At 67.1% G+C, this 20,432-nt stretch carries 19 protein-coding genes; 11 read left to right on the forward strand and 8 right to left on the reverse strand.

The genetic code is table 11. The features are described 5' to 3' along the window. Positions 1 to 2: 2 nt before the first annotated feature. Complete coding sequence (locus WC585_RS07450) at positions 3 to 260, reverse strand: Lrp/AsnC ligand binding domain-containing protein (RefSeq protein ID WP_373257029.1); 258 nt, start codon at positions 258 to 260, stop codon at positions 3 to 5. Between the two features lie 68 nt (positions 261 to 328). Between WC585_RS07450 and WC585_RS07455 the strand changes: the two genes are divergently transcribed. Then, positions 329 to 1,132 carry an alpha/beta hydrolase gene (locus tag WC585_RS07455; RefSeq protein WP_373257030.1) on the forward strand — a complete coding sequence of 268 codons (804 nt, stop codon included), beginning with the start codon at positions 329 to 331 and terminating at the stop codon, positions 1,130 to 1,132. Between the two features lie 304 nt (positions 1,133 to 1,436). Beyond that, on the forward strand, positions 1,437 to 2,111 hold the full coding sequence (locus tag WC585_RS07460) for a bifunctional 4-hydroxy-2-oxoglutarate aldolase/2-dehydro-3-deoxy-phosphogluconate aldolase (RefSeq protein ID WP_373257031.1): 675 nt from the start codon (positions 1,437 to 1,439) through the stop codon (positions 2,109 to 2,111). A gap of 42 nt (positions 2,112 to 2,153) precedes the next feature. Here WC585_RS07460 and WC585_RS07465 read toward each other — a convergent pair whose 3' ends face one another. The 3 genes from WC585_RS07465 to WC585_RS07475 form a co-directional block, all read right to left on the reverse strand. Further along, positions 2,154 to 4,994, reverse strand: coding sequence for a M16 family metallopeptidase (locus tag WC585_RS07465; RefSeq protein WP_373257032.1), 2,841 nt, complete (start codon positions 4,992 to 4,994; stop codon positions 2,154 to 2,156). A 67-nt stretch (positions 4,995 to 5,061) separates the two neighbouring features. Then, positions 5,062 to 5,910: a ribokinase gene (locus tag WC585_RS07470; protein WP_373257033.1), complete on the reverse strand. Its 849-nt coding sequence runs from the start codon at positions 5,908 to 5,910 to the stop codon at positions 5,062 to 5,064. Next, on the reverse strand, positions 5,907 to 6,836 hold the full coding sequence (locus WC585_RS07475) for a nucleoside hydrolase (RefSeq protein WP_373257034.1): 930 nt from the start codon (positions 6,834 to 6,836) through the stop codon (positions 5,907 to 5,909). Before WC585_RS07475 ends, WC585_RS07470 begins: the two co-directional genes overlap by 4 nt. A 200-nt stretch (positions 6,837 to 7,036) precedes the next feature. On the opposite strand from WC585_RS07475, the gene metK reads away from it, so the two are divergent. Further along, the gene (gene metK, locus WC585_RS07480) at positions 7,037 to 8,227 is read left to right on the forward strand and encodes a methionine adenosyltransferase (RefSeq protein ID WP_373257035.1); all 1,191 of its coding nucleotides are present in this window, start codon (positions 7,037 to 7,039) and stop codon (positions 8,225 to 8,227) included. A gap of 84 nt (positions 8,228 to 8,311) precedes the next feature. Then, positions 8,312 to 9,022 carry a tRNA (guanosine(46)-N7)-methyltransferase TrmB gene (gene trmB, locus WC585_RS07485; protein ID WP_373257036.1) on the forward strand — a complete coding sequence of 237 codons (711 nt, stop codon included), beginning with the start codon at positions 8,312 to 8,314 and terminating at the stop codon, positions 9,020 to 9,022. Here trmB and WC585_RS07490 read toward each other — a convergent pair. Both WC585_RS07490 and WC585_RS07495 read right to left on the reverse strand, forming a co-directional pair. Continuing rightward, positions 9,009 to 9,557, reverse strand: a complete 549-nt coding sequence (locus WC585_RS07490; RefSeq protein WP_373257037.1) for a biotin transporter BioY — start codon at positions 9,555 to 9,557, stop codon at positions 9,009 to 9,011. The genes trmB and WC585_RS07490 overlap by 14 nt on opposite strands. 6 nt (positions 9,558 to 9,563) lie before the next feature. Beyond that, positions 9,564 to 10,052: a hypothetical protein gene (locus WC585_RS07495; protein ID WP_373257038.1), complete on the reverse strand. Its 489-nt coding sequence runs from the start codon at positions 10,050 to 10,052 to the stop codon at positions 9,564 to 9,566. A 202-nt stretch (positions 10,053 to 10,254) separates the two neighbouring features. Between WC585_RS07495 and rimP the strand changes: the two genes are divergently transcribed. The 7 genes from rimP (at position 10,255) to argF (ending at position 19,521) form a co-directional block, all read left to right on the forward strand. Next, a complete protein-coding gene (gene rimP, locus WC585_RS07500) occupies positions 10,255 to 10,800 on the forward strand; it encodes a ribosome maturation factor RimP (RefSeq protein WP_373257039.1) in 546 nt (181 codons plus the stop codon). Between the two features lie 4 nt (positions 10,801 to 10,804). Further along, positions 10,805 to 12,565, forward strand: a complete 1,761-nt coding sequence (nusA, locus tag WC585_RS07505) for a transcription termination factor NusA (protein WP_373257040.1) — start codon at positions 10,805 to 10,807, stop codon at positions 12,563 to 12,565. Positions 12,566 to 12,583: 18 nt separating this feature from the next. Beyond that, positions 12,584 to 13,255 (forward strand): RNA-binding protein, encoded by a 672-nt coding sequence (locus WC585_RS07510; protein WP_373257041.1) that lies wholly within the window; start codon positions 12,584 to 12,586, stop codon positions 13,253 to 13,255. Between the two features lie 78 nt (positions 13,256 to 13,333). After that, positions 13,334 to 16,324: a translation initiation factor IF-2 gene (gene infB, locus WC585_RS07515; RefSeq protein WP_373257042.1), complete on the forward strand. Its 2,991-nt coding sequence runs from the start codon at positions 13,334 to 13,336 to the stop codon at positions 16,322 to 16,324. A 65-nt stretch (positions 16,325 to 16,389) separates the two neighbouring features. Next, positions 16,390 to 16,902, forward strand: coding sequence for a hypothetical protein (locus WC585_RS07520; protein WP_373257043.1), 513 nt, complete (start codon positions 16,390 to 16,392; stop codon positions 16,900 to 16,902). A gap of 117 nt (positions 16,903 to 17,019) precedes the next feature. Beyond that, positions 17,020 to 18,216 carry an aspartate aminotransferase family protein gene (locus WC585_RS07525; RefSeq protein ID WP_373257044.1) on the forward strand — a complete coding sequence of 399 codons (1,197 nt, stop codon included), beginning with the start codon at positions 17,020 to 17,022 and terminating at the stop codon, positions 18,214 to 18,216. A 390-nt stretch (positions 18,217 to 18,606) separates the two neighbouring features. Next, positions 18,607 to 19,521 (forward strand): ornithine carbamoyltransferase, encoded by a 915-nt coding sequence (gene argF, locus WC585_RS07530; protein WP_373257045.1) that lies wholly within the window; start codon positions 18,607 to 18,609, stop codon positions 19,519 to 19,521. A gap of 24 nt (positions 19,522 to 19,545) precedes the next feature. Here the strand turns inward: argF and WC585_RS07535 are convergent, their stop codons facing one another. Both WC585_RS07535 and WC585_RS07540 read right to left on the reverse strand, forming a co-directional pair. Further along, positions 19,546 to 20,049: a pyridoxamine 5'-phosphate oxidase family protein gene (locus tag WC585_RS07535; protein ID WP_373257046.1), complete on the reverse strand. Its 504-nt coding sequence runs from the start codon at positions 20,047 to 20,049 to the stop codon at positions 19,546 to 19,548. A 62-nt stretch (positions 20,050 to 20,111) separates the two neighbouring features. After that, entirely contained in the window at positions 20,112 to 20,318 is a 207-nt protein-coding gene (locus WC585_RS07540; RefSeq protein WP_373257047.1) for a hypothetical protein, read from the reverse strand. Positions 20,319 to 20,432: the final 114 nt, after the last annotated feature.

Consider the following 20,432-nt stretch of genomic DNA (forward strand, 5'->3'; position numbering starts at 1 on the left):
GTTCAACCCTTGGACGGCAGGAACGGCGAGAAGGTGATGACCGTGAATGTGTCGCGGATGTGCGGCCGGGTCTGAACCGACTTCGTCACGAAGGTGCCGATGTCCATGTCCTTCGGCAGCTGAAACTTGGCCAGCAGGTCGTACTGACCCGAGGTCGAATAGACCTCCGACACGTGCTCGACATTGTCCACCATGTCGGCGGCCACGTCATTGGCGTGCCCCAACTCGCATTTGATGAAGACGAAGATGGCGGTCATCATGGCGGTGGTCCCTTGCGCAGCGTGCCGGACCTTTAGCGGATGGTGACGTGACAGGTAAGGGATCAGACGTGATCGATCTGGAAGCCCAGTACAACAACCGCGCCCTTGTGCCGGACCATCCGGCGGTGATGGAGGGCTGGCGTGAGCGGGCGCAAGGCGCGCGGATGGCGCATCCGCCGCGTCCGGCTGCCTATGGGCCGGGCGAGCGGGAGGTCATGGACCTGTTCGAGGCGGCACCGGGTGCGCCCATCGCCGTCTTCCTGCACGGCGGCTACTGGCAGGCTCTGGGGCGGGAGTGGTTCAGCGGTATCGCGCCGTCGCTGCTGGCGCACGGTGTCAGCCTGGCCATCCCCTCCTATGATCTGGCCCCGACGGTGCGCCTGGGCCGCATTCTGTCGCAGGTGCGTCAGGCGGTGGAGGCGGTGCGGGACCTGTCGCCCAACCGCGCCCGCCCGGTCGTCTTTGGCCACTCGGCCGGGGGCCATATGGCGGCCTGTATGCTGTCCGAGGGGCGGGCCAGCGCAGCTGTCGCCATCAGCGGTGTGTTCGACCTGGCCCCGCTGATCCCGACCAGTGTGAACGCAGCCCTGGGTCTGGACGTGCGTGAGGCGGCGGCGTTGTCGCCGATCCACTGGCCGGTGCCAAACGGCTCCACCCCCGGCGGAACGGTGCTGGACTGTGTGGTCGGCGGCGACGAGAGCGCAGAGTTCATCCGCCAGTCGCGCATAATGGCCGACCTCTGGGGCGGGCAGGGGGTGCAGACGCGATTCGAGGCCGTCGAAGGTGCCAACCACTTCACAGTGCTGGAGCCCCTGTTCGATTCTGGAAGTGCGATGACGCGCCGCATCGTCAATCTGACCGCAAAAGCTTGACCTTGAAGGCAAACCGCCGTTTTGAAGTGCGTCGTATACCTGACATACCCTTGATTGTTGACCAGAGACGCCATGTTTCGCGCCTTGCGCCGCCTTGTTCGTAGACTGAAGTGCAAACGCCATCGCTGGCGTCCCGACAGACGCCGTCCGGGGATCGAGTTCTGCGACCTGTGCCAGGCGACCCGGCACGAAAAGCCCGGTGCCGCCTGACGGGCGAAACACAAAGTTTGGCGGGCCGGCTTTGACACGACCCGTGCGGTGGTTAAGCAGGTCTGTCCCGAACTCCGGTGGAGCCTGAACGCCGATGCGCCACGACCGTCTGTCCGTCCTGACCGCCCTGGAAGCGCAGGGCGTCGCGCCTGTCTTCTATCATCCCGATCGGGACGTGTGCCTGAACGTCATCCGCGCCTGCGCCCGGGGCGGCGCGCCGGTCGTGGAGTTCACCAATCGCGGCGACTTCGCCTGCGACCTGTTCGGCGAGATCGCACGGGAGCTTCAGGCAACCGATCCACACATCGTCCTGGGCATCGGGTCGGTCGTCGATGCAGGGACCGCAGCCCTGTTCCTGAACCGGGGCGCGCGGTTCTTGGTCAGTCCGGGTCTGGTGGAGGAGGTGGCGCGCACCTGCAACCGGCGCATGATCGCCTATTTCCCGGGCTGCGGCTCGGTGAGCGAAATCCTGAAGGCCCAGGAACTGGGCTGCGAGATCGTCAAACTGTTCCCCGGTGCCAGCGTCGGCGGGGCGGACTTCGTCAAGGCCGTCATGGGGCCCATGCCCTGGACCAAGATCATGCCCACCGGCGGCGTCGACCCTGACGCGGCCTCCATCGCCAAATGGTTCGGCTCGGGCATCGTGGCGGCTGGGATGGGGTCGAAACTGGTGACGGACGCCGCGGTCAAGGCGGGCGACTGGGCCGGCATCGAGGCCAGCGTCCGCCAGACGGTCGAGGCGATCAGGACGTTCCGCTCAGCGACATAGGCCCTCCCCATCGCCGCAGGCGACGGGGAGGGCAAGCGGTGCCTACAGCCCCAGCGTCGGGCTGTTCAGATCCAGATCGGCCGCCGGGATGACCACCACATCGGGATGGGCGGCGCGCAGGGCGTCGATGAACATCGCCGACTGGCCGACCACGACGACATAGGCCCCGTCCGCGCTGACGGCCTGGGCCGCCTCAGTCACGGTCTCGGGTGTCGTGGCGCGGATACGGTCGGGATAGGCCTCGACCTCGCTGAGCGGCAGGCCGTTGGTGACCGCCTCGGCCAGGACGCCGCCCAATCCGCCGGTGGTTTCGGTCGCGCGCGAGAAGCTGCCGGTCAGCCAGGTCTCGCGGTTGGTGACGTCGGTTTCGCTGACCGGCTCGGTCCGCAGACGGTCGAACTCGGCCAGGACCAGGGCGACGACCTCGGCGGCGCTTTCGTTCTTGGTCTGGGTCGTGGCTGACAGAAGCCCACCGTCCACGCGCGTCGCCAGCGAGGAATAGGCCCCGTAGCTGAGGCCGCGCTTGGCGCGCACTTCCTGGAACAGACGGCCGTTGGAACCGCCGCCGATGATGCTGTTGACCACGCTCAGCGGATAGAAGGCCGGATCGGCGCGGCGCGGACCACGCACGGCCGCGGCGACGGCCGCCTGACCGGCGCCGGGCAGGTCGATCACGACGACGCGGGGTGGGGTCGGGGTGCCGGCGCGGTTGGCCACGACGGGCATGGCCTCGGCGGGCTTTGTCCAGTTGCCCAGGGTGCGCTCGGCGAAGGCCGCGGCCTGATCGGGCGTCATCCCGCCGGTCACGATCATGGCGGCATTGTCGGGCCGCCACCAGCGAGCGTGGAAGGCGGCGATCTCGTCGCGGGTCAGCCCCTGCAGCGAATCCGGCGTGCCCGAGCTGGGTGAGCCATAGGGGGCCGCACCATAGGCCAGTCGGCCCAGCACCAGTGACGCCAGCGGCCCCGGCTGGCGCAGATTGACGCGCAGGCCGTTGACCGCCTGGGTCCGGCTGCGGGCCACCTCGTCCTCGGCGAAGGTCGGGCGCATCACGACATCGGCCAGCACCGCGCCCGCGGCGTCCGCCGAGGCGATGGGCGCGGACAGGAACAGGCTGGTGGCATCCGCCCCCGCTCCACCACCGATATTGGCTCCCAGCGCCTCCAGGGTGCGGGCGATCTCCGGGGCCGTGCGATCTCCGGCCCCTTGCGAGGCCAGGGCGGCGGTCATGGTGGCCAGACCGGGACGCTCCGTCGGATCCGCCGCCGCGCCGCCGCCGATGACCAGCTGGGCATTGACGATGGGCAGGTCGGTGGACTTGGCGACGATCAGGCGCATACCGTTGGACAGGGTCCGCTCCACGATCTGCGGCGCGGCGATGGCGCGAACCTCGCCCGGTGCGGGCGGGGCCATGCGCTGCCCCTCGGGCAGCAGTTCGTTGGCCGGCAGGATGGCGGCGGGGACAGTCACGAACGTCGGCATGGGGGCCGGGTTCTTCCAGCTGTCCTCGGATGCACCCGCAGGCCGCGCGCTCTCGTCCTGATAGCGGATCGAGACCCGGGCCTGTTCATCCAGATAGCGGCGAGCGACCCGCTGCACATCGGCGGCGGTGACGGCCTGGATGGCGACCAGATTGGCGTCGGGGGCGCGGGGATCGCCCTCGTCCACCAAGGCTCTGCCCAGGATGAAGGCCCGGCCCGAGGCGGTTTCGCGCTGACGCAGTTCGCTGGAGACGATCTCGGTCTTGGCCTCGGCCAGTTCGGCCTCGGTGACAGGCGCGTTGCGGATACGATCCAGCTGGGCGTTCAGCGCCGCCTCGACATCGGCGATGGCCTTGCCCTGGGCGACGATGGCGCTGACGACGATCGAGCCGTCTTCTTCCAGGGTGCTCGACCCAAGGCTGGCGCTCGAGGCCAGCTGGCTCTCATAGACGAGGGCCTGATACAGGCGCGAGCTGTCGCCGCGCGACATGATGGCCGACAGCACCTCCAGGGCGGCCGCGTCCGGATCGGAGGCCTTCACGCCCGGATAGATGGCGGCGACGGCGGGCAGGGGCACATTGGGGGCAAAGGCCTCGACCAGCCGCGGCTGGGTGCGGGGCGTTTCCACCGGGCGGGTCATCACCGGCACGGCGCGCGCGGGGTTTTCGATGTCGCCGAAATACTGATCGACCCAGGCGTCCAGCTGGGCCTGGTCGAAGTTGCCCGCCACGATCAGGGTCGCGGTGGCCGGCCGGTAATAGGCCTCGTGGAAGGCGCGGGCGTCGTCGATGACGGCGGAATCCAGCTCCTCGATCGAGCCGATCACGCTGCGCCGGTAGACGCTTTCATCGAAGGTGTTGTCGCCGATCACGAAGGTGCCGAACCGGCCATAGGGCGGGGCATAGACGCGCTGGCGCAGCTCTTCTTTCACGATGGAGCGTTCGGCGTCGAACACGGCCTGATCGACCACGGGCCGGGCCATACGCTCTGCGTGGGTCCACAGCATGGTCTCCAGATACTGGGGCGGGACCGTCTCGTAGTAGTTGGTCATGTCCTGGCTGGTCGAGGCATTGCGCGTGCCGCCCGCATTCTCGACCAGGGTCGCGATCTGGCCATAGGGCAGGTTGACCGTCTTGCGGCTGAGGATGTGTTCGAACAGATGGGCGAAGCCGCTGCGGCCCTGCGGATCATCCTTGCCGCCGACGTCGTACCAGACCTGGACCGTCACCGTTCCGGCGGTCGGATCGGGCATGGCATAGACGTCCAGTCCATTGGCCAGTTCGCGATGGCTATACTCCAGCGGCGGCACCGTGATCGGCGCGGGCGCGCTCTGCGCCCAGCTCATGGCGGGCATGGAAAGGGCGAGCAGCGAGGCTCCCAGCAGCGCGGCGGTGCGTGTCATGTGGCGGTTCCCGATAGGCGTCTCTGAACAGGTGCCAGACCCTATCCCGCGCATCGGCCAGCCCTAGTTACGAACTTGTAATGATCGCCTCGACGTCTTCCCGCGTGGGCAGGGAGGGCTGGGCCCCTGGCCGTGTCGCGGCGATCGCTCCGGCGGCGCAGGCGAATGTCAGGGCGGCTTCGGGCGACTGGCCCTCCAGCAGGGCGACGCAGATCGCGCCGACGAAACAGTCGCCGGCCCCGGTGGCGTCGACCGCCTTGACTTTGGGCGGCGTGGCCGAGGCGATCAGGGCTCCACGCTGGTACATTTCGGCCCCGCGTGCACCGAGCGTGACAACCACCCGTCCGCCCCCGTGGTGCAGAAGGTCGCCGTAGAAGGCGGCCTCGTTTTCATTGACCACGATCAGGTCGGCACGGCGTAGCATCTGGTCCGACACCGGCGCGGCGGGGGCCAGGTTGATGCAGACGAAGTCGGTGGCCCGACCGACCGCCGCCTCCACCGTCTCGACGGGCAGTTCCATCTGAAGGATCAAAGGACCCTCGATGCGCGCCGGAAGCTGTTCGGGCATGACGCTGTGGTTGGCACCGGCGGCGACGACGATCTGGTTCTCTCCGTCCGGGTCGACGGCGATCAGGGCCACGCCCGTCGGGGCCTCGGCATCGGTCAGCACGCCGCCGGTATCGACATCGTCGGCCAGAAGAAGCGCCAAGGCTTCCTCGGCCATGCCGTCGCGCCCGACCCGTCCGATCATGCAGACCTCGGCGCCCAGGCGCTGGGCGGCCAGCGCCTGATTGGCCCCCTTCCCACCCGGGTGGCGGGCCAGGGTCGCGCCGGTGACCGTCTCGCCTGCACGGGGCAGGCGGGGAGCAGTCGCGACGAAATCCAGATTGATGGAGCCGACGACGGTGATCCTCACGAACAGCTCTCCGCGATCAGGTCGAAGACGCCGTCGGCCTTGACCCCGGTGGCCCAGCGATGGGGCGCCGTTTCCGGATCGACCCGGAACTCCACCGCCGTGTGCCCACGCGTCAGTTCACTCTGGACCTCCACGGCGATCCGGCACGGCTTGAGCGTGAACAGGTCCGGGTTCATCAGCCAGGCGACGGGGCAGGGGTCGTGGATAGGTGGTGCGTCCCAGCCGACGATCCGTTTTTCCACGTCCTGCGAGAACCGCATCATCGCCGCTGCCGTATCTCCGCGTGCGGTCCCCAGCGCCGCCAGGCGCGCGATCCGCGCATCGGTCGCCCGCACCAGATGCGTCACGTCCAGGCCGAACATCACCACCGGACAGGCGCTGCGCAGCACCTCGTCCGCCGCCTCCGGGTCGGCCCAGATGTTGAACTCGGCAGAGGGGGTGATGTTGCCGCCTTCGCTGCGGGCGCCGCCCATCACCGCCACGGGCCCTAACCGCTTCTGGATCATCGGCTCCTTGCGCAGGGCATGGGCCAGATTGGTCATGGGCCCTAGGATGGCCAGGGCCACCGACCCCTCGGGACGGCTCATGACATTGTCGATGATGGCATCCACGCCGTGGCCGTCGGCGATGCCGCGATCGGGCGTGAACGGCGGCAGATAGCCCAGCCCCTCCTCGCCGTGGAACTCGCTGGCACTGGAGGGCTTGCGGCGCAGAGGCCGGTCCGCTCCGCCGCGCACCGGAACGTCTCCGCGACCCGCGATCTGGCGCAGCATCAGGGCGTTCCGGGTGGTCTTCTTCAGCGGCACATTGCCGCCCACCGTGGTCACCGCCAGCAACTCCAGCCGTGCCGCGCCGAACGCCAGCATCAGCGCCACCGCGTCGTCCACGCCGGGGTCACAGTCGATGATCAGGGATTGCGTCGTCATGCGGCAGGTTTGAAGCGGGTCGCGCGGATGGGCAAGCGTTTGGATGAGCCCGCTGCAGGTCTTGCCCCGCGTGCATCCCCCCGCCACATGCACACGTAACCATGGGCGTCCCGACCCGGCCTGAAAGTCGCAGGTCGGGTTGAACATATAAGGATGTCCTTATATGTCTGCTGGCCCTTTCGGCCCGACTGGAGTCCGCCTTGTCCCGTTCCACCTTCCTGTTCACGTCCGAAAGCGTTTCGGAAGGCCATCCCGACAAGGTCGCGGACCGGATTTCCGACACCGTCGTGGACCTGTTCCTGGCGCGCGATCCTGAAGCGCGGGTGGCGTGCGAGACGCTGTGCACCACCAATCTGGTGGTGCTGGCCGGCGAAATCCGCGGCAAGGGCATCTGGGAGAACGATGCCTGGGTGCCTGGTCTGGAGGCCGAGATCGAGGCGGCCGTGCGCGCGGCTGTGCGCGACATCGGCTATGAGCAGGACAAGTTCCACTGGAACACCTTCGAGTTCCAGAACCACCTGCACGGCCAGTCGGTGGACATCGCTGTGGGCGTGGACGCCGGCGACAACAAGGACGAGGGCGCGGGCGATCAGGGCATCATGTTCGGTTATGCCTCGAACGAGACGCCCGAATTGATGCCGGCGACCCTGGCCTTTAGCCACGCCATCCTGAAGAAACTGGCCGAGGTGCGCCATGCAGGCGGCACCCTGCTGGAGCCGGACGCCAAGAGCCAGGTCACCATCCAGTATGTGGACGGCAAGCCGGTGCGGGCCACCTCCATCGTCCTGTCGACCCAGCATGCTGTGGGCCGGGCCGATGAGGTCGCGGCCTTCGTCAAGCCGCTGATCCTGGAGGTGCTGCCCGAGGGCTTTACCGACGACAACACCGTCTGGCACATCAATCCGACCGGCATCTTCGAGATCGGCGGACCGGATGGGGATACCGGCCTGACCGGACGCAAGATCATCGTGGACACCTACGGCGGAGCTTCGCCCCACGGCGGCGGGGCGTTCAGCGGCAAGGACCCGACCAAGGTGGACCGGTCGGCGGCCTATGCCTGTCGCTATCTGGCCAAGAATGTGGTGGCGGCGGGTCTTGCCGATCGCTGCACCATCCAGATCAGCTATGCCATCGGCGTGGCCGAGCCCCAGTCGATCCACGTCGATCTGCACCGCACGGGCCGGATCGACGAGAGCGTGCTGGAGCGCGAACTGCTGGGCCTGATCGGCGGGGCCACGCCGCGCGCCATTCGCCAGCACCTGGGCCTGAACAAGCCCATCTATGCCCGCACCGCCGCCTATGGCCATTTCGGCCGCGAGCCGGATGCGGAAGGCGGCTTCGGCTGGGAGAAGACCGATCTGGTGGATCAGTTGAAGGCGCTGGCGGGCTAGAAGGCAGATTTGCCCTAGTCCTCCCCACCCGGTCGCAGCGCGACCACCCTCCCCATGAAGGGGAGGGAGAGGTATAGCGCCCCGATGTCCGACCTTCCCGACCCCACACACCGCCCCCTACGCTCCTTCGGTCGTATCAAGGCGCGGCCGATCAAGCCGAAGCAGGCGGCGCTGTTCGACAGTCTGTTGCCGCGCATTGCCGTGCCCGATCCGGCGGCGGGGCCGATCGATCCGCAGGCGCTGATGCCGGGGGCCGAGGGTGTCTGGCTGGAGATCGGATTCGGCGGGGGCGAACATCTGGCGACCCAGGCGGGACGGCATCCGGACGTGCTGATGATTGGGTGCGAGCCGTTCCTGAACGGGGTGGCCTCGGTCCTGAGGCACATCGATGAGGGCGGGCTGGAGAATGTGCGCGTCCATGCCGACGATGCGCGGGCAGTGATGACGGCCCTGCCCGATGCGTCGCTGGATCGGGTGATGATCCTGTTCCCCGACCCCTGGCACAAGGTGCGGCACAACAAGCGGCGCCTGTTGCAGGATGAGACGGCCGCCGAGATCGCGCGGTTGCTGAAGCCCGGCGGGGTGGTGCGGTTCGTGACCGACTGGGAAGACTATGCGGGCTGGGCGCTGGAACGGCTGATGCGAACGCCGGGGCTGGCGCGGGTGCCGTCGCCTACAAAAGAAGGCATGGGTGACGACTGGACCGTGCCGTGGGGGGACCATGTCACCACCCGCTATGAAGAAAAGCGGCTGGGTGACACCACGCCGCTGTTCATGGAGTTCAGGCGGGTCTGACCGGTACGAACCGGGCCAGCGCCGGGGTCAATGCGCGGGCTGCCAGCACGACCAGCAGCGACTTGATCACGGCACCGGGAATGAAGGGCAGGGCCCCGTTGCGCAGGGCCGGCTCCATGCCGACGTCCAGTGCCAGCCAGGCGCTGCCCCAGGCCAGAATCAGCAGATGCAGCGCCACCATCCAGGCCGTGGCCGGGATCAGCCGCGTCAGCCGGCCATTGCGGGCCAGCCAGCCTGCGAGGAAGGCCGCAGGGATGAAGGCGACCAGATAGCCCGCCGTCGGGCCGGTGAAGCGCGCAATGCCGGAGGCGGCGTCCGACAGTACGGGCAGGCCGACCATGGCCGCCGCCAGATACAGCAGCACGCTGGCCACGCCCCACCGCGGACCCATGACCGCCCCGGCCAGAAGCACGGCGAAGCTCTGGAGCGTCATGGGAACCGGCACCATCGGCACGGCGATCTGGGCGCTCAGGGCCATCAGGGCGGCGAAGGCCACGACGGCGGCGAGGCGCAATGCGATCGGGGAGGAGGTCATTCAGCTTCAGTCGCGCAGGGCGGCGAAGGTACGGATGAAGGCGAACTGTTCGTCGGTTTCTGGCACGGGGCGACCGCGCGCCTTGCCGACGCGAAGGACGGCTTCGTCCGGGTCCATGCCGCCAACAATCAGGGCACAGATGGCAAGAGACGGGGCGCGCCCCAGGCCGGCGCGGCAGTGGATCACGATGGCCTGTCCCGCGCGCAGCCGCCGGTCGATGGCCTGGGCCAGCTTGCGATAGGCGGCGACATCGGCGGGCAGGCCGTGGTCGGGAATGGGGAAGTTGTGAAAGCCGACGCCGTGCCGCGTGGCCGCCCCGCCCTCGTCTGCGAGGCCTAGCTTCTGGGCCTCCGCGGGCTCCAGCATGCTGATGACATGATCGACCATGCCGTGCGACAGGCCGGCCATCTGTTCGTCGAGGGCCTCGCCCCCGTCGGGCTTGCGCGACACGCCCAGGCGGCCGGTGGTGTTCAGTCCGATCCAGTGGATTTTCATCGGCGCTTTCTGGCGGCGCGGGGCAGCGAAGGCAATGACCGTCGTCGGCCTGTAGCGAGAAGGGGCTGACAAAGCCGTTCGGGAGGGCTATACGGCGCCCTACATCGTTAGACCGGCGTCAAACGGCGTCGTTCCAAGCGGCGGCCCCGGATGGCCCGCCGCTTTTTTATTGCCCTGCTTACGACCCCGAGAGACCAGTGCCTTGAAGGCCAAGACCGTCGAAGACCGCGCTCTGCTGGAGCTGATCGAACCCGTGGCCGAAAGCCTGGGTCTCGACATCGTGCGGGTGCGGCTGATGGGCGGCACTCTGCGTCGCCGCCTGCAGATCATGGCCGAGCGGCCCAGCGACCACGACATCGCGGTCGAGGAGTGCGCCCGCCTGAGCCGCGCGGTGTCGGAAATTTTCGACGCCGCCGATCCGATCGCGGGCGAGTACTTGCTGGAAGTGTCGTCGCCGGGCGTGGATCGGCCTCTGACGCGCCAGTCTGATTTCGACCTGTTTGAAGGCTATGAGGCGCGACTGGAAACCGACCGGATGGTCGAGGGCCGCAAGCGCTTCAAGGGCATTCTGGCCGGGACGGAGGGCGAGAACATCGCCATCGATCTGGACGGGGAAGAGGACACCGCCCTGATCCCCTTCGACTGGCTGGTGGATGCCAAGCTGGTGCTGACCGACGAACTGATGAAGGCGGGTGCCGAGAAGCGCGCCGCCCGCAATGACAACGATACAACCGAGACCGAGGACTAAAGACATGGCTGTTGCCGGCGTTTCCGCGAACCGTCTTGAACTGCTGCAGATCGCCGATGCGGTCGCGCGCGAGAAGAACATCGACAAGGAGGTCGTCGTCGAGGCGATCGAGGAGGCGATCCAGAAGGGCGCCAAGTCGCGTTACGGCGCTCATCACGACATCCGCGCCAAGATCGACATCAAGACCGGCGAACTGAGCCTGACGCGCCACGTCACCATCGTGGCCGACGACTGGCAGCCGGAAGACGAGCTGGAAGAGTTCAACGACAGCGCCATGGTGCGCCTGACCGACGCGTCCAAGCGCGATCCGGAAGCCGAGGTCGGCAAGGAATATGTCGAGGACCTGCCGCCGTTCGACTTCGGCCGGGTGCAGACCCAGATGGCTCGCCAGGTCGTCATGGGCAAGGTTCGCGACGCCGAGCGCGCCAACCAGTACGAAGAGTTCAAGGACCGCGTCGGCGAGATCGTCAACGGCACCGTCAAGCGCGTCGAATACGGCAACACCGTCGTCGATCTGGGCCGGGGCGAGGGTATCATGCGCCGCAACGACTCCATCCCGCGCGAGGTGTTCAACATCGGCGACCGGATCCGCACCTACATCTATGACGTCCGCGCCGAGGCCAAGGGCCCGCAGGTCATGCTGTCGCGCTCGCACCCCGGCTTCATGGCCAAGCTGTTCGCGCAGGAAGTGCCCGAGGTCTATGACGGCGTGATCGAGATCCGCGCCGCCGCACGCGACGCCGGGTCGCGCGCCAAGATGGCCGTGCTGTCGAACGACAGCTCCATCGATCCCGTTGGGGCCTGCGTCGGTATGCGCGGCTCGCGCGTTCAGGCGGTCGTCGCCGAACTGCAGGGCGAAAAGATCGACATCATCCAGTGGAACGCCGACGAGCCGACCTTCATCGTCAACGCCCTGGCCCCCGCCGAAGTCTCCAAGGTCGTGCTGGACGAAGAGGCCGACCGCGTCGAGGTCGTCGTGCCCGACGAACAGCTGTCGCTGGCCATCGGCCGTCGCGGCCAGAACGTACGCCTGGCCAGCCAGCTAACCGGCTGGCAGATCGACATCATCACGGAATCCCAGGACAGCGAGCGTCGCCAGAAGGAATTCGGCGAGCGTACCGTCCTGTTCCAGGAAGCCCTGGACGTGGACGAGGTCATCGCCCAGCTGCTGGTCACCGAAGGCTTTGCCACGGTCGAGGATCTGGCCTTCGTCGAGCCCTATGAAATCTCGGAGATAGAAGGCTTCGACGAGGACACCGCCGAAGAACTTCAGGCCCGTGCCCGCGACTTCCTGGACAAGCAGGCGGCTGTTCTGGACGCCAAGCGCGTCGAACTGGGCGTCGAGGATGCTGTCCTGGCCGTGCCGGGTGTCACCGGTGCCATCGCCGTCGCCCTGGGCGAGGGTGGGGTCAAGACGGTCGAGGACCTGGCCGATCTGGCCACCGACGAAATCCGTGGCGGCTATGAAGTGAAGAACGGCGAACGGGTGAAGGTGCCCGGCGTGCTGGAAAGCTTCAACCTGGCCCAGGAAGATGCCGAGATGTTGATCCTGCAGGCCCGCGTGGCCGCCGGCTGGATCGATGCGTCGGAACTGCCGCAGCCGCCCGAGCCGGAATACGAGGAAGAGGTCGAATACGCCGAGGGTGAATACGACGCCGACGCCGTGTTCGGTGATGCGCCCGAAGCCGAAGCCGAAGTTGAAACCACCGACGCCGATGCCGACGAGGTCCTCGCCGAGGACTCCGACGACACGCGCGACGCATGATGGGAGACCGGATCGTTCATGGGGTTGCGCGACGCGACGATCGATAGAGACCGCCGGGACCTGGTCACGCACCAGGTCATGGATGAATCTCGTCTGATCCGTTTCGTCGCCGCCCCGGACGGTTCGGTCGCCCCCGATCTGGCGCGCAAGTTGCCGGGGCGCGGCCTTTGGGTCGCCGCCGATCGCGCCTCCATCCAGGCAGCGGTCAAGAAGAACCTGTTCAGCCGCGCGGCCAAGGCCCCGCTGAAACCGGCGGCCGATCTGGCCGACACGGTCGAAAGCCTGCTGGCCAAGCGCTGTCTGGACCAGCTGGGTCTTGCCCGGCGCGAGGGCGTGCTTATCTCTGGCTTCGAAAAATCGCTGGCCAATATCCGGGCCGGAAAAGCGGCCTGGATCGTGGAGGCGTCTGACGGCTCTGCCGATGGCCGAAGCAAGCTTCTGGCCCTGGCCGGGCACATGTCGCCGCCCCCGAAAGTGTGCGGCACATTCAGCGCCGACGATTTGAGTTTGGCCCTTGGGCTGGAAAATGCGATACACGCCGTCCTGCTGACAGGCGGGCGGGCCGATCGATGGACCATAGAGGTCGAGCGGCTGGCGGGATTTCGATCGCTGATACCCACGCAATGGGGTGTCGGAGCGGCTGAAGGCCCGAGCAAGGATTCAGACGGGCGGAGTTCCGTTCCCTCATAGGGGGCGGGGCGACGCGCGGCTTTTTGTGTTTGAACGAGAGGGTGGCGGATGTCCTGCTGCCCCGAGTAAAGCGACCGAATGACTGACGAGAACGACAAGACCAACGAAGGCGCACCGCAGGCTCCGACCGGGACCCCCTCCCAGACGGGACCGCGCGCGCCTCTGAGCCTGAAGCCACGCCAGGCGGGAGCGGTTTCGGCCGGCACCGTCAAGCAGAGCTTCAGCCACGGCCGCACCAAGACCGTGGTGGTCGAGACCAAGCGCCGCATGGGTGCCACGCCTGGGCATCAGCGTCCGCAGGGCTTTGATGTCGCGCGTCCGCGGACCGAGGCTGCCCCGCCGCCGCGTCCTACACCTGCGCCCTCGACTGGTCCTGCCGGAGGCCGCCTGTCCAACGAGGAACAGGAAGCCCGTCGCCGCGCCATCGAACTGGCCACCCAGGCCCAGGCCGAAAAAGCGCGTGCCCAGGCCGCCGAACAGGCGCGCCGCGATGCCGCCGCCCGCGAACAGGCCGCCGCCGCCGAACAGGCGTCCAACGCCGCCCAGGCCGAGGCTGCAGCAGCGCGCGCCGCTGCCGAAGCCGCCCGCGCCGAGGCAGCCAAGCTGGCCGCTGCCGCGCCCGCGCCGTCAAAACCTGCCGCCAAGCCGGCTGCGCCTGTGGCGGCCGCTCCGACGCCAGCGCCTGCCCCGGCGGCTGCTGCACCGACCCCTGCGCCTGCCGCTCCGGCCCGTTCGGCTCCGCCCGCGCGTCCGGTGGTCAATTTCGGCCAGCGTGTGCCCAAGGCCCCGAATCCGTCGCGTGCCCCAGCCGAGCGTCCTGCCTTCGGTGGCCGCTCCGCCCGTGAAGAGGCGATGGGGGGTGGCGAGAAATCCTATTCCGATCGTCCCGCCAATGCGCGTCCCGCCGGTGCCAAGCCTGCCGAGCCGGTTCGCTATTCGGCTCTGAATCCGCGCCCGGCACCGGGCGCGGCCCGTCCGGGTACGGCTCGCACCGGTCCCGGCGGACGCTCGACCCCCAACGCCCCGCCCGCCCAAGCCGAGGTGGCGCGTCCCAGCCGTGCACCTGGTGGCGGTTTTGCCCGTCCGGTCAGCCGCGAGGACGACCGCGACAAACGCTTCTCCGACGCCGGAAAGGCCGTCTCGCGCACACGTGGCGAGCCCAAACGCCGTGAAGGCCGCCTGACCATCTCGGCCCTGGCCGGTGACGGCGATACCGCCGAGCGGATGCGCTCGCTGGCCTCGGTCCGCCGCGCCCGCGAGCGGGAGAAGGAAAAGCGCAAGGGTGGCTCGACCGACGCGCCGAACCGTCCGCGCGAAGTCGTCATCCCTGATGTCATCACCGTGCAGGAGCTGTCCAACCGGATGGCCGTACGCGGTGTCGACATCATCAAGTTCCTGATGAAGCAGGGCCTGATGATGAAGATCAACGACGTCATCGACACCGATACGGCCGAGCTGGTGGCCGACGAATTCGGCATGACCGTGCGACGTGTTTCGGAATCCGATATCGAGACCGGTTTCCTGTCCGACGCGATCGACGACGAGGCGGTCACGCCGCGCGCGCCGGTCGTGGCCATCATGGGCCACGTCGACCACGGCAAGACCTCGCTGCTGGATGCGCTGCGCACCACGGATGTGGCGGCGGGCGAGGCCGGCGGCATCACCCAGCACATTGGTGCCTATCAGGTGAAGACGCCGTCGGGCGACGCCGTGACCTTCCTCGACACGCCAGGCCACGCGGCCTTCAGTGCCATGCGGACACGCGGTGCCAATGTCACCGACATCGTCATCCTGGTGGTGGCGGCCGACGACGGCGTCATGCCGCAGACGATCGAAAGCATCCAGCATGCCAAGGCGGCCGGAGCCCCGATCATTGTGGCGGTCAACAAGATCGACAAGCCGGATGCCGATCCGCAGAAGGTCGTCAACGAACTGCTGCAGTACGAAATCATCGGCGAGGCCCTGGGTGGCGACACCCAGATCGTCGAGGTCTCGGCCAAGGCCCGCACCAATCTGGACGGCCTGATCGAGGCTATCCTGCTGCAGGCCGAGGTCATGGACCTGAAGGCCGATCCGGAACGCACCGCCGAAGGCGTGGTCATTGAGGCCAAGCTGGACAAGGGTCGCGGCCCGGTGGCCACCATTCTTGTCAAGCGCGGCACGCTCAAGAAGGGCGATCTGGTCGTGGCCGGCTCCAGCTTCGGTCGCGTTCGCGCCCTGCTGAATGAGCGTGGCGAACAACTGAGCGAGGCCGGTCCGTCCGTACCCGTGGAAATCCTGGGTCTGAACGAGGCCCCTTCGCCCGGCGAACCTTTGGCCGTGGTCGAGAACGAGGCCCGCGCTCGCGAGCTGACGGAATACCGTGCCCGCATCAAGCGCGAGAAGGCGACCGGCGGCATCAACCAGGTCAGCCTGGTCGATATGATGGCCAAGCTGGGCTCCAAGAAGATTTCGGAGCTGCCGGTCCTAATCAAGTCCGACGTCCAGGGTTCGGGCGAGGCCATTCAGGGCTCGTTGGAGAAGATGGGCAACGACGAGGTGCGCGCGCGCGTCGTCTATTCGGGTGCTGGCGGTATCACAGAGTCGGACGTGCAGCTGGCCAAGTCGGCCGGTGCGCCGATCCTGGGCTTCAACGTCCGGGCTTCGAAACAGGCCAAGGATCTGGCCGACCGCGAGGGCGTGGAGATCCGCTACTACTCTATCATCTACGACCTGCTGGACGACATGAAGGGTGTCCTGTCGGGCATGCTGGCTCCGCTGCAACGGGAAACCTTCCTGGGCAACGCCGCCGTGCTGCAGGTCTTCGACATCTCCAAGACCGGCAAGATCGCCGGTTGCCGGGTGTCCGAGGGCGTGGTCCGCAAGGGCGCCAAGGTCCGGATCATCCGCGACGATATCGTCGTGCTGGAGCTGGGCACGCTCGCCACGCTCAAGCGGTTCAAGGACGAGGTCAACGAGGTGCCGTCGGGCCAGGAGTGCGGCATGCATTTCCAGGGCTTCCACGACATCAAGGTCGGCGACTACATCGAGTGCTTCACCGTCGAAGAGATCAAGCGCACGCTGGACTAGTGATATCGGTACGGAGGCACGGCGACGTGCCTCCGTTTCGCCTCATGCATTGAGGATCAAGCCTGGTGAAACGCATCCTGATCCCGCTTCTGGCCTTCGTCTCTGTTGCCGGGCCGGCCATGGCGGAGACGCGCTATCTGGCTTTCGACGCCTCCAACCGGGTGACCCAGGCCCTGACGCGCGGCGTGACGCTGGAGGCGGATCGAGGCCTGTTCGGCGCGATCAGCGTGCGGCGGATCATCTCCACCTCTAACCGGGGTTCAGCCGACATTCGTCGCGGCGGACCGGATGCGGTGCGCCGTGCCCTTCCGGACGGCTCGCGCGAGACCAGCGTCTATACGATCACCCCGGAAGGCGGCGGGCGTGGTCTGAGCCGTGCGCTGTGCCCCAGTGCCGAAGAGGCCTGGCTGGTTCTGGGGCGGGTGCGTCTGGGGCGTCCCCTGACGTTGCATGCTGTCGGGCGCTGGCCGGACGGTGGCTATCGCCACTGCGTCGAGCTGTCCTACGACTGGCGCGGGGAATGGGCCATACCGCCAGCGGGTTCGCCAGACGCGGACGCGGCGGCATCGCGCCCCTGAAGTCCCCGCACGCGGTGTTGACTATGTGGCCCCTGCGTTCGACAAGGTCTGACCCTTTTTTCTAACGGTCCCGCCGCCTCCCGCGCCGGGGCCGTCGCGCTTCTGGAGGTCTGTTCCGTGTCCACCGAACATTTGATGGGTGTCTACAACCGCGCGCCGCTGGAGGTCGATCGCGGTCAGGGCGCACGTCTGTGGGCCAAGGACGGGACCGAATATCTGGATTGCGTCATGGGCATTTCGACCAATGCCCTGGGCCATGCTCATCCCGTGCTGGTTCAGGCCGTCAAGGATCAGGCTGAGAAGCTGTGGCACGTGTCCAACATCTTCCGCATCCCGGGCCAGGAGGCACTGGCCGACGCCCTGTGCGAAAAGTCGTTCGCCGATGTGGTCTTTTTCACCAACTCCGGCACGGAAGCCGTGGAGTGCGCGATCAAGACGGCGCGCAAATATCACTCGGCCAAGGGCAGTGCCGAGCGGATCGACATTTATGGTTTCGACGGCAGTTTCCACGGTCGGACCTATGGCGCGATCAATGCTGCGGCCAACCCCAGCTATACCAACGGCTTCGGTCCGCCGATGGAGGGCTTTCACCAGCTGAAGTTCGGCGATCACGACGCGATCAAGGCCGCCATCGCCAACCCGACCACGGCCGCCATCATCGTCGAGCCGGTGCAGGGCGAGGGCGGATGCCGGGCCATCCCCGAGGTCTGCCTGCGGGGCCTGCGCGAGCTGTGCGACGAGCACGGCGTGCTGATCATCTTCGACGAGGTCCAGTGCGGTATGGGCCGGACCGGCAAGCTGTGGGCGCATGAGTGGGGCGGCATGGCCCCCGACATCATGGCCATCGCCAAGGCGCTGGGCGGCGGCTTTCCCATCGGGGCCTGTCTGGCGACGACCGAGGCGGCCAGCGGCATGGTCGCGGGCGTGCATGGCTCGACCTTTGGCGGCAATCCGCTGGCCATGGCGGTCGGACTGGCGGCGTTCGGCGAAGTCTCGAAGCCAGAGACCCTGGCCAACGTCAACGAGATCGCGGGCTATCTGAAGCAGCAGTTGAACGGGCTGAAGGACCGCTATCCCGACGTCATCGTCGAGGTGCGCGGCAAGGGCCTGCTGATGGGAGTAAAGCTCATCCCTAACAACCGCGAATTCATGGGTTGGGCGCGGGACGAGGCGCATCTGCTGGTGGCGGGTGGCGGCGACAATCTGGTGCGCATACTGCCGCCGCTGAACCTGACGCTGGACGAGGCGCGCGAGGTGGTCGAGCGGTTCGAAAAGGCGTGCGTGGTCGCGCGCGGCAAGATGGCAGCGGCCTGACGTGTGGATTGGCGTTCGGGCAGGGGCGATCATGCTCTGTGCGCTTTGGCTTGCCGCTTGTGCGCCGATGTCGAGTTTGCCGAGCCAGCCCGCAGAAGCCGTGGCTTTAGAGGGCTATTTGTCGACCGGTCTTGGCTTGCGCCTCTACAGCACGCTTGAGAGCCGCAGCCGCGGGTCCAATCAGGATTGCATACAGGTAATCCGGCCCGAAACTCGCCAGTCCGAGCCGTTACCAGCGAGCCGAGTTCGGGTAAGCGGACGCTTGGGTGTATTTGACGACATTGCCGCCCTGGCCAAGATTCAGATCGGCAGTGATCACGCGACCCACGAGCTTTGCGAAGCCCGATATTTGATTGTCACAGACATCGCTCCTGAATCCGGGACTGGACCATGACAAGACACTTCCTCGACATCCACCGCCTGTCCGCCGAGGACCTGCGGGCCATCCTCGATGACGCCCATGCCCGCAAGGCCGCGCGCCAGGGCTGGCCCAAGGGGCGCGTCGATGCCGATGCGCCGGCGGAGGATCGCGTGCTGGCGATGATCTTTGAGAAGAATTCTACCCGCACGCGCTTCAGCTTCGATGCCGCCATCCGCCAACTGGGCGGGTCGTCGATCATCGCCAATGCCGGAGACATGCAGCTAGGCCGTGGCGAGCCGGTTGAGGATACAGCGCGGGTTCTGTCGCGCATGGTCGATGCGGTGATGATCCGGGCCAATGACCACGAGGATGTCGAGCGGTTCGCCCGGGTCTCGGCCGTGCCGGTGATCAACGGCCTGACGGATCGTTCGCACCCCTGCCAGATCCTGGCGGACATCCTGACGATCGAAGAGCATCGCGGGCCCATCGCAGGCAAGACTGTGGCTTGGGTCGGGGACGGCAACAACGTCTGCCACAGCTTCATGCATGCGGCGGCTAAACTGGATTTCCATCTCCAGGTGGCCTGTCCGGCGGACTATCATCCCGACCTGCACGACCTGGCCCGCGGCGGGGCACATGTGACCCTGACCAGCGATCCACGTGATGCGGTCAAGGGGGCCGATGTCGTGGTCACCGACACTTGGGTGTCGATGGGCGACGGGGACTATGAGGATCGGCTGGAGGCGTTCGATGGTTATACGGTCGACGACGCCCTGATGGAGGCGGCCGCATCCGATGCGGTCTTCCTGCACTGCCTGCCCGCGCACAGGGGCGAAGAAGTGTCGGACGCCGTGATCGACGGGCCGCGCTCGCTGGTCTGGGACGAGGCGGAGAACCGCATCCATGCCCAGAAGGCCGTGCTGGCCTGGTGTTTCGGGGGCTAGTCTAAACCAGCCCCCGACGACCGATCAGCGCAAGTTGACGTCCGCCACCCCGCCCGCATCCGGCGTGGTCTTGGTCAGATTGGCTTTGGCGATCTCATAGAAGAAACCGACGGCACCCTTCTTCGACACCCAGACGCGGCCGTCGTCGCCCTCGAAGCGCAGCAGGGTCAGATGCGGGTCGTCCTTGCCCTCGGGATACCAGGCGGCGATGATCGGGTTCCAGTTGCGGTCGATGACACCCTGATCATGGTCGATCGACAGCTTGCCATGAAAGCAGGCCCAGACTTCCTGATCCTTGGAGCAATAGGTGAACATGGCGTCCTGGGCTCCGCCCGAAACGTCTCTGGCCAGATCGGTGTCGTTGCGGGTGAAGAACCAGATGGTGCTGGTCTCCTCGTCGCGGAAGGCGGTCATTGGCTGGCTGTGATAGCCGGGACGGTCCAGCCCCAGCATGCCGGTGTTGGACGATTTCAGGTGTTTCCAGAACTCGGTTTCGGCTTCGGCGGCGGTGAGGGTCTTGTCGCTCATGGCGGTCTCCTGATCGTTCGGGGATGGACAGGAGAAGGGTTCAGGCCCGGCGATGGTTCCGCTCAATACGTTCTCTGAGGCATGCCCATCAGGGCGGCCAGGTGGATGACCAGGATGAAGACGGCGGTCGCGGACAGCAACATGACGATCCGCCAGGGGATCATGCGAACGCCCTTGCGCGGGTCCCAGGGCCTCGCTCCGCGCCAACCGGCGAAGACAGTCAGCGCCACGGCAGCAGCAATCAGGGCGAGGGTGACGCTCAGGGGCATGGCGGCGAAGTGGCGTGTGACCCGCTTTCACGCAAGGGCGCAAATCCTTGCCGGGGGGTTAATCTTTACGACGCATTAACCGCATCAGCGCGAGAAATCTTCCCTGCGGGTCGG

This window comes from Brevundimonas sp., assembly GCF_041648055.1.
Taxonomy (GTDB): domain Bacteria; phylum Pseudomonadota; class Alphaproteobacteria; order Caulobacterales; family Caulobacteraceae; genus Brevundimonas.

Excerpts from the sequence above, each read along its gene's own strand:
- WC585_RS07510 (WP_373257041.1), top strand. The coding sequence starts at position 12,584 with ATGGGGTTGCGCGACGCGACGATCGATAGAGACCGCCGGGACCTGGTC.
- WC585_RS07490 (WP_373257037.1), bottom strand. The coding sequence starts at position 9,557 with ATGACCTCCTCCCCGATCGCATTGCGCCTCGCCGCCGTCGTGGCCTTC.
- argF (WP_373257045.1), top strand. The coding sequence starts at position 18,607 with ATGACAAGACACTTCCTCGACATCCACCGCCTGTCCGCCGAGGACCTG.
- WC585_RS07535 (WP_373257046.1), bottom strand. The coding sequence starts at position 20,049 with ATGAGCGACAAGACCCTCACCGCCGCCGAAGCCGAAACCGAGTTCTGG.
- WC585_RS07475 (WP_373257034.1), bottom strand. The coding sequence starts at position 6,836 with ATGACGACGCAATCCCTGATCATCGACTGTGACCCCGGCGTGGACGAC.
- trmB (WP_373257036.1), top strand. The coding sequence starts at position 8,312 with ATGTCCGACCTTCCCGACCCCACACACCGCCCCCTACGCTCCTTCGGT.
- WC585_RS07495 (WP_373257038.1), bottom strand. The coding sequence starts at position 10,052 with ATGAAAATCCACTGGATCGGACTGAACACCACCGGCCGCCTGGGCGTG.
- WC585_RS07450 (WP_373257029.1), bottom strand. The coding sequence starts at position 260 with ATGATGACCGCCATCTTCGTCTTCATCAAATGCGAGTTGGGGCACGCC.
- nusA (WP_373257040.1), top strand. The coding sequence starts at position 10,805 with ATGGCTGTTGCCGGCGTTTCCGCGAACCGTCTTGAACTGCTGCAGATC.
- WC585_RS07460 (WP_373257031.1), top strand. The coding sequence starts at position 1,437 with ATGCGCCACGACCGTCTGTCCGTCCTGACCGCCCTGGAAGCGCAGGGC.
- WC585_RS07540 (WP_373257047.1), bottom strand. The coding sequence starts at position 20,318 with ATGCCCCTGAGCGTCACCCTCGCCCTGATTGCTGCTGCCGTGGCGCTG.
- infB (WP_373257042.1), top strand. The coding sequence starts at position 13,334 with ATGACTGACGAGAACGACAAGACCAACGAAGGCGCACCGCAGGCTCCG.
- WC585_RS07465 (WP_373257032.1), bottom strand. The coding sequence starts at position 4,994 with ATGACACGCACCGCCGCGCTGCTGGGAGCCTCGCTGCTCGCCCTTTCC.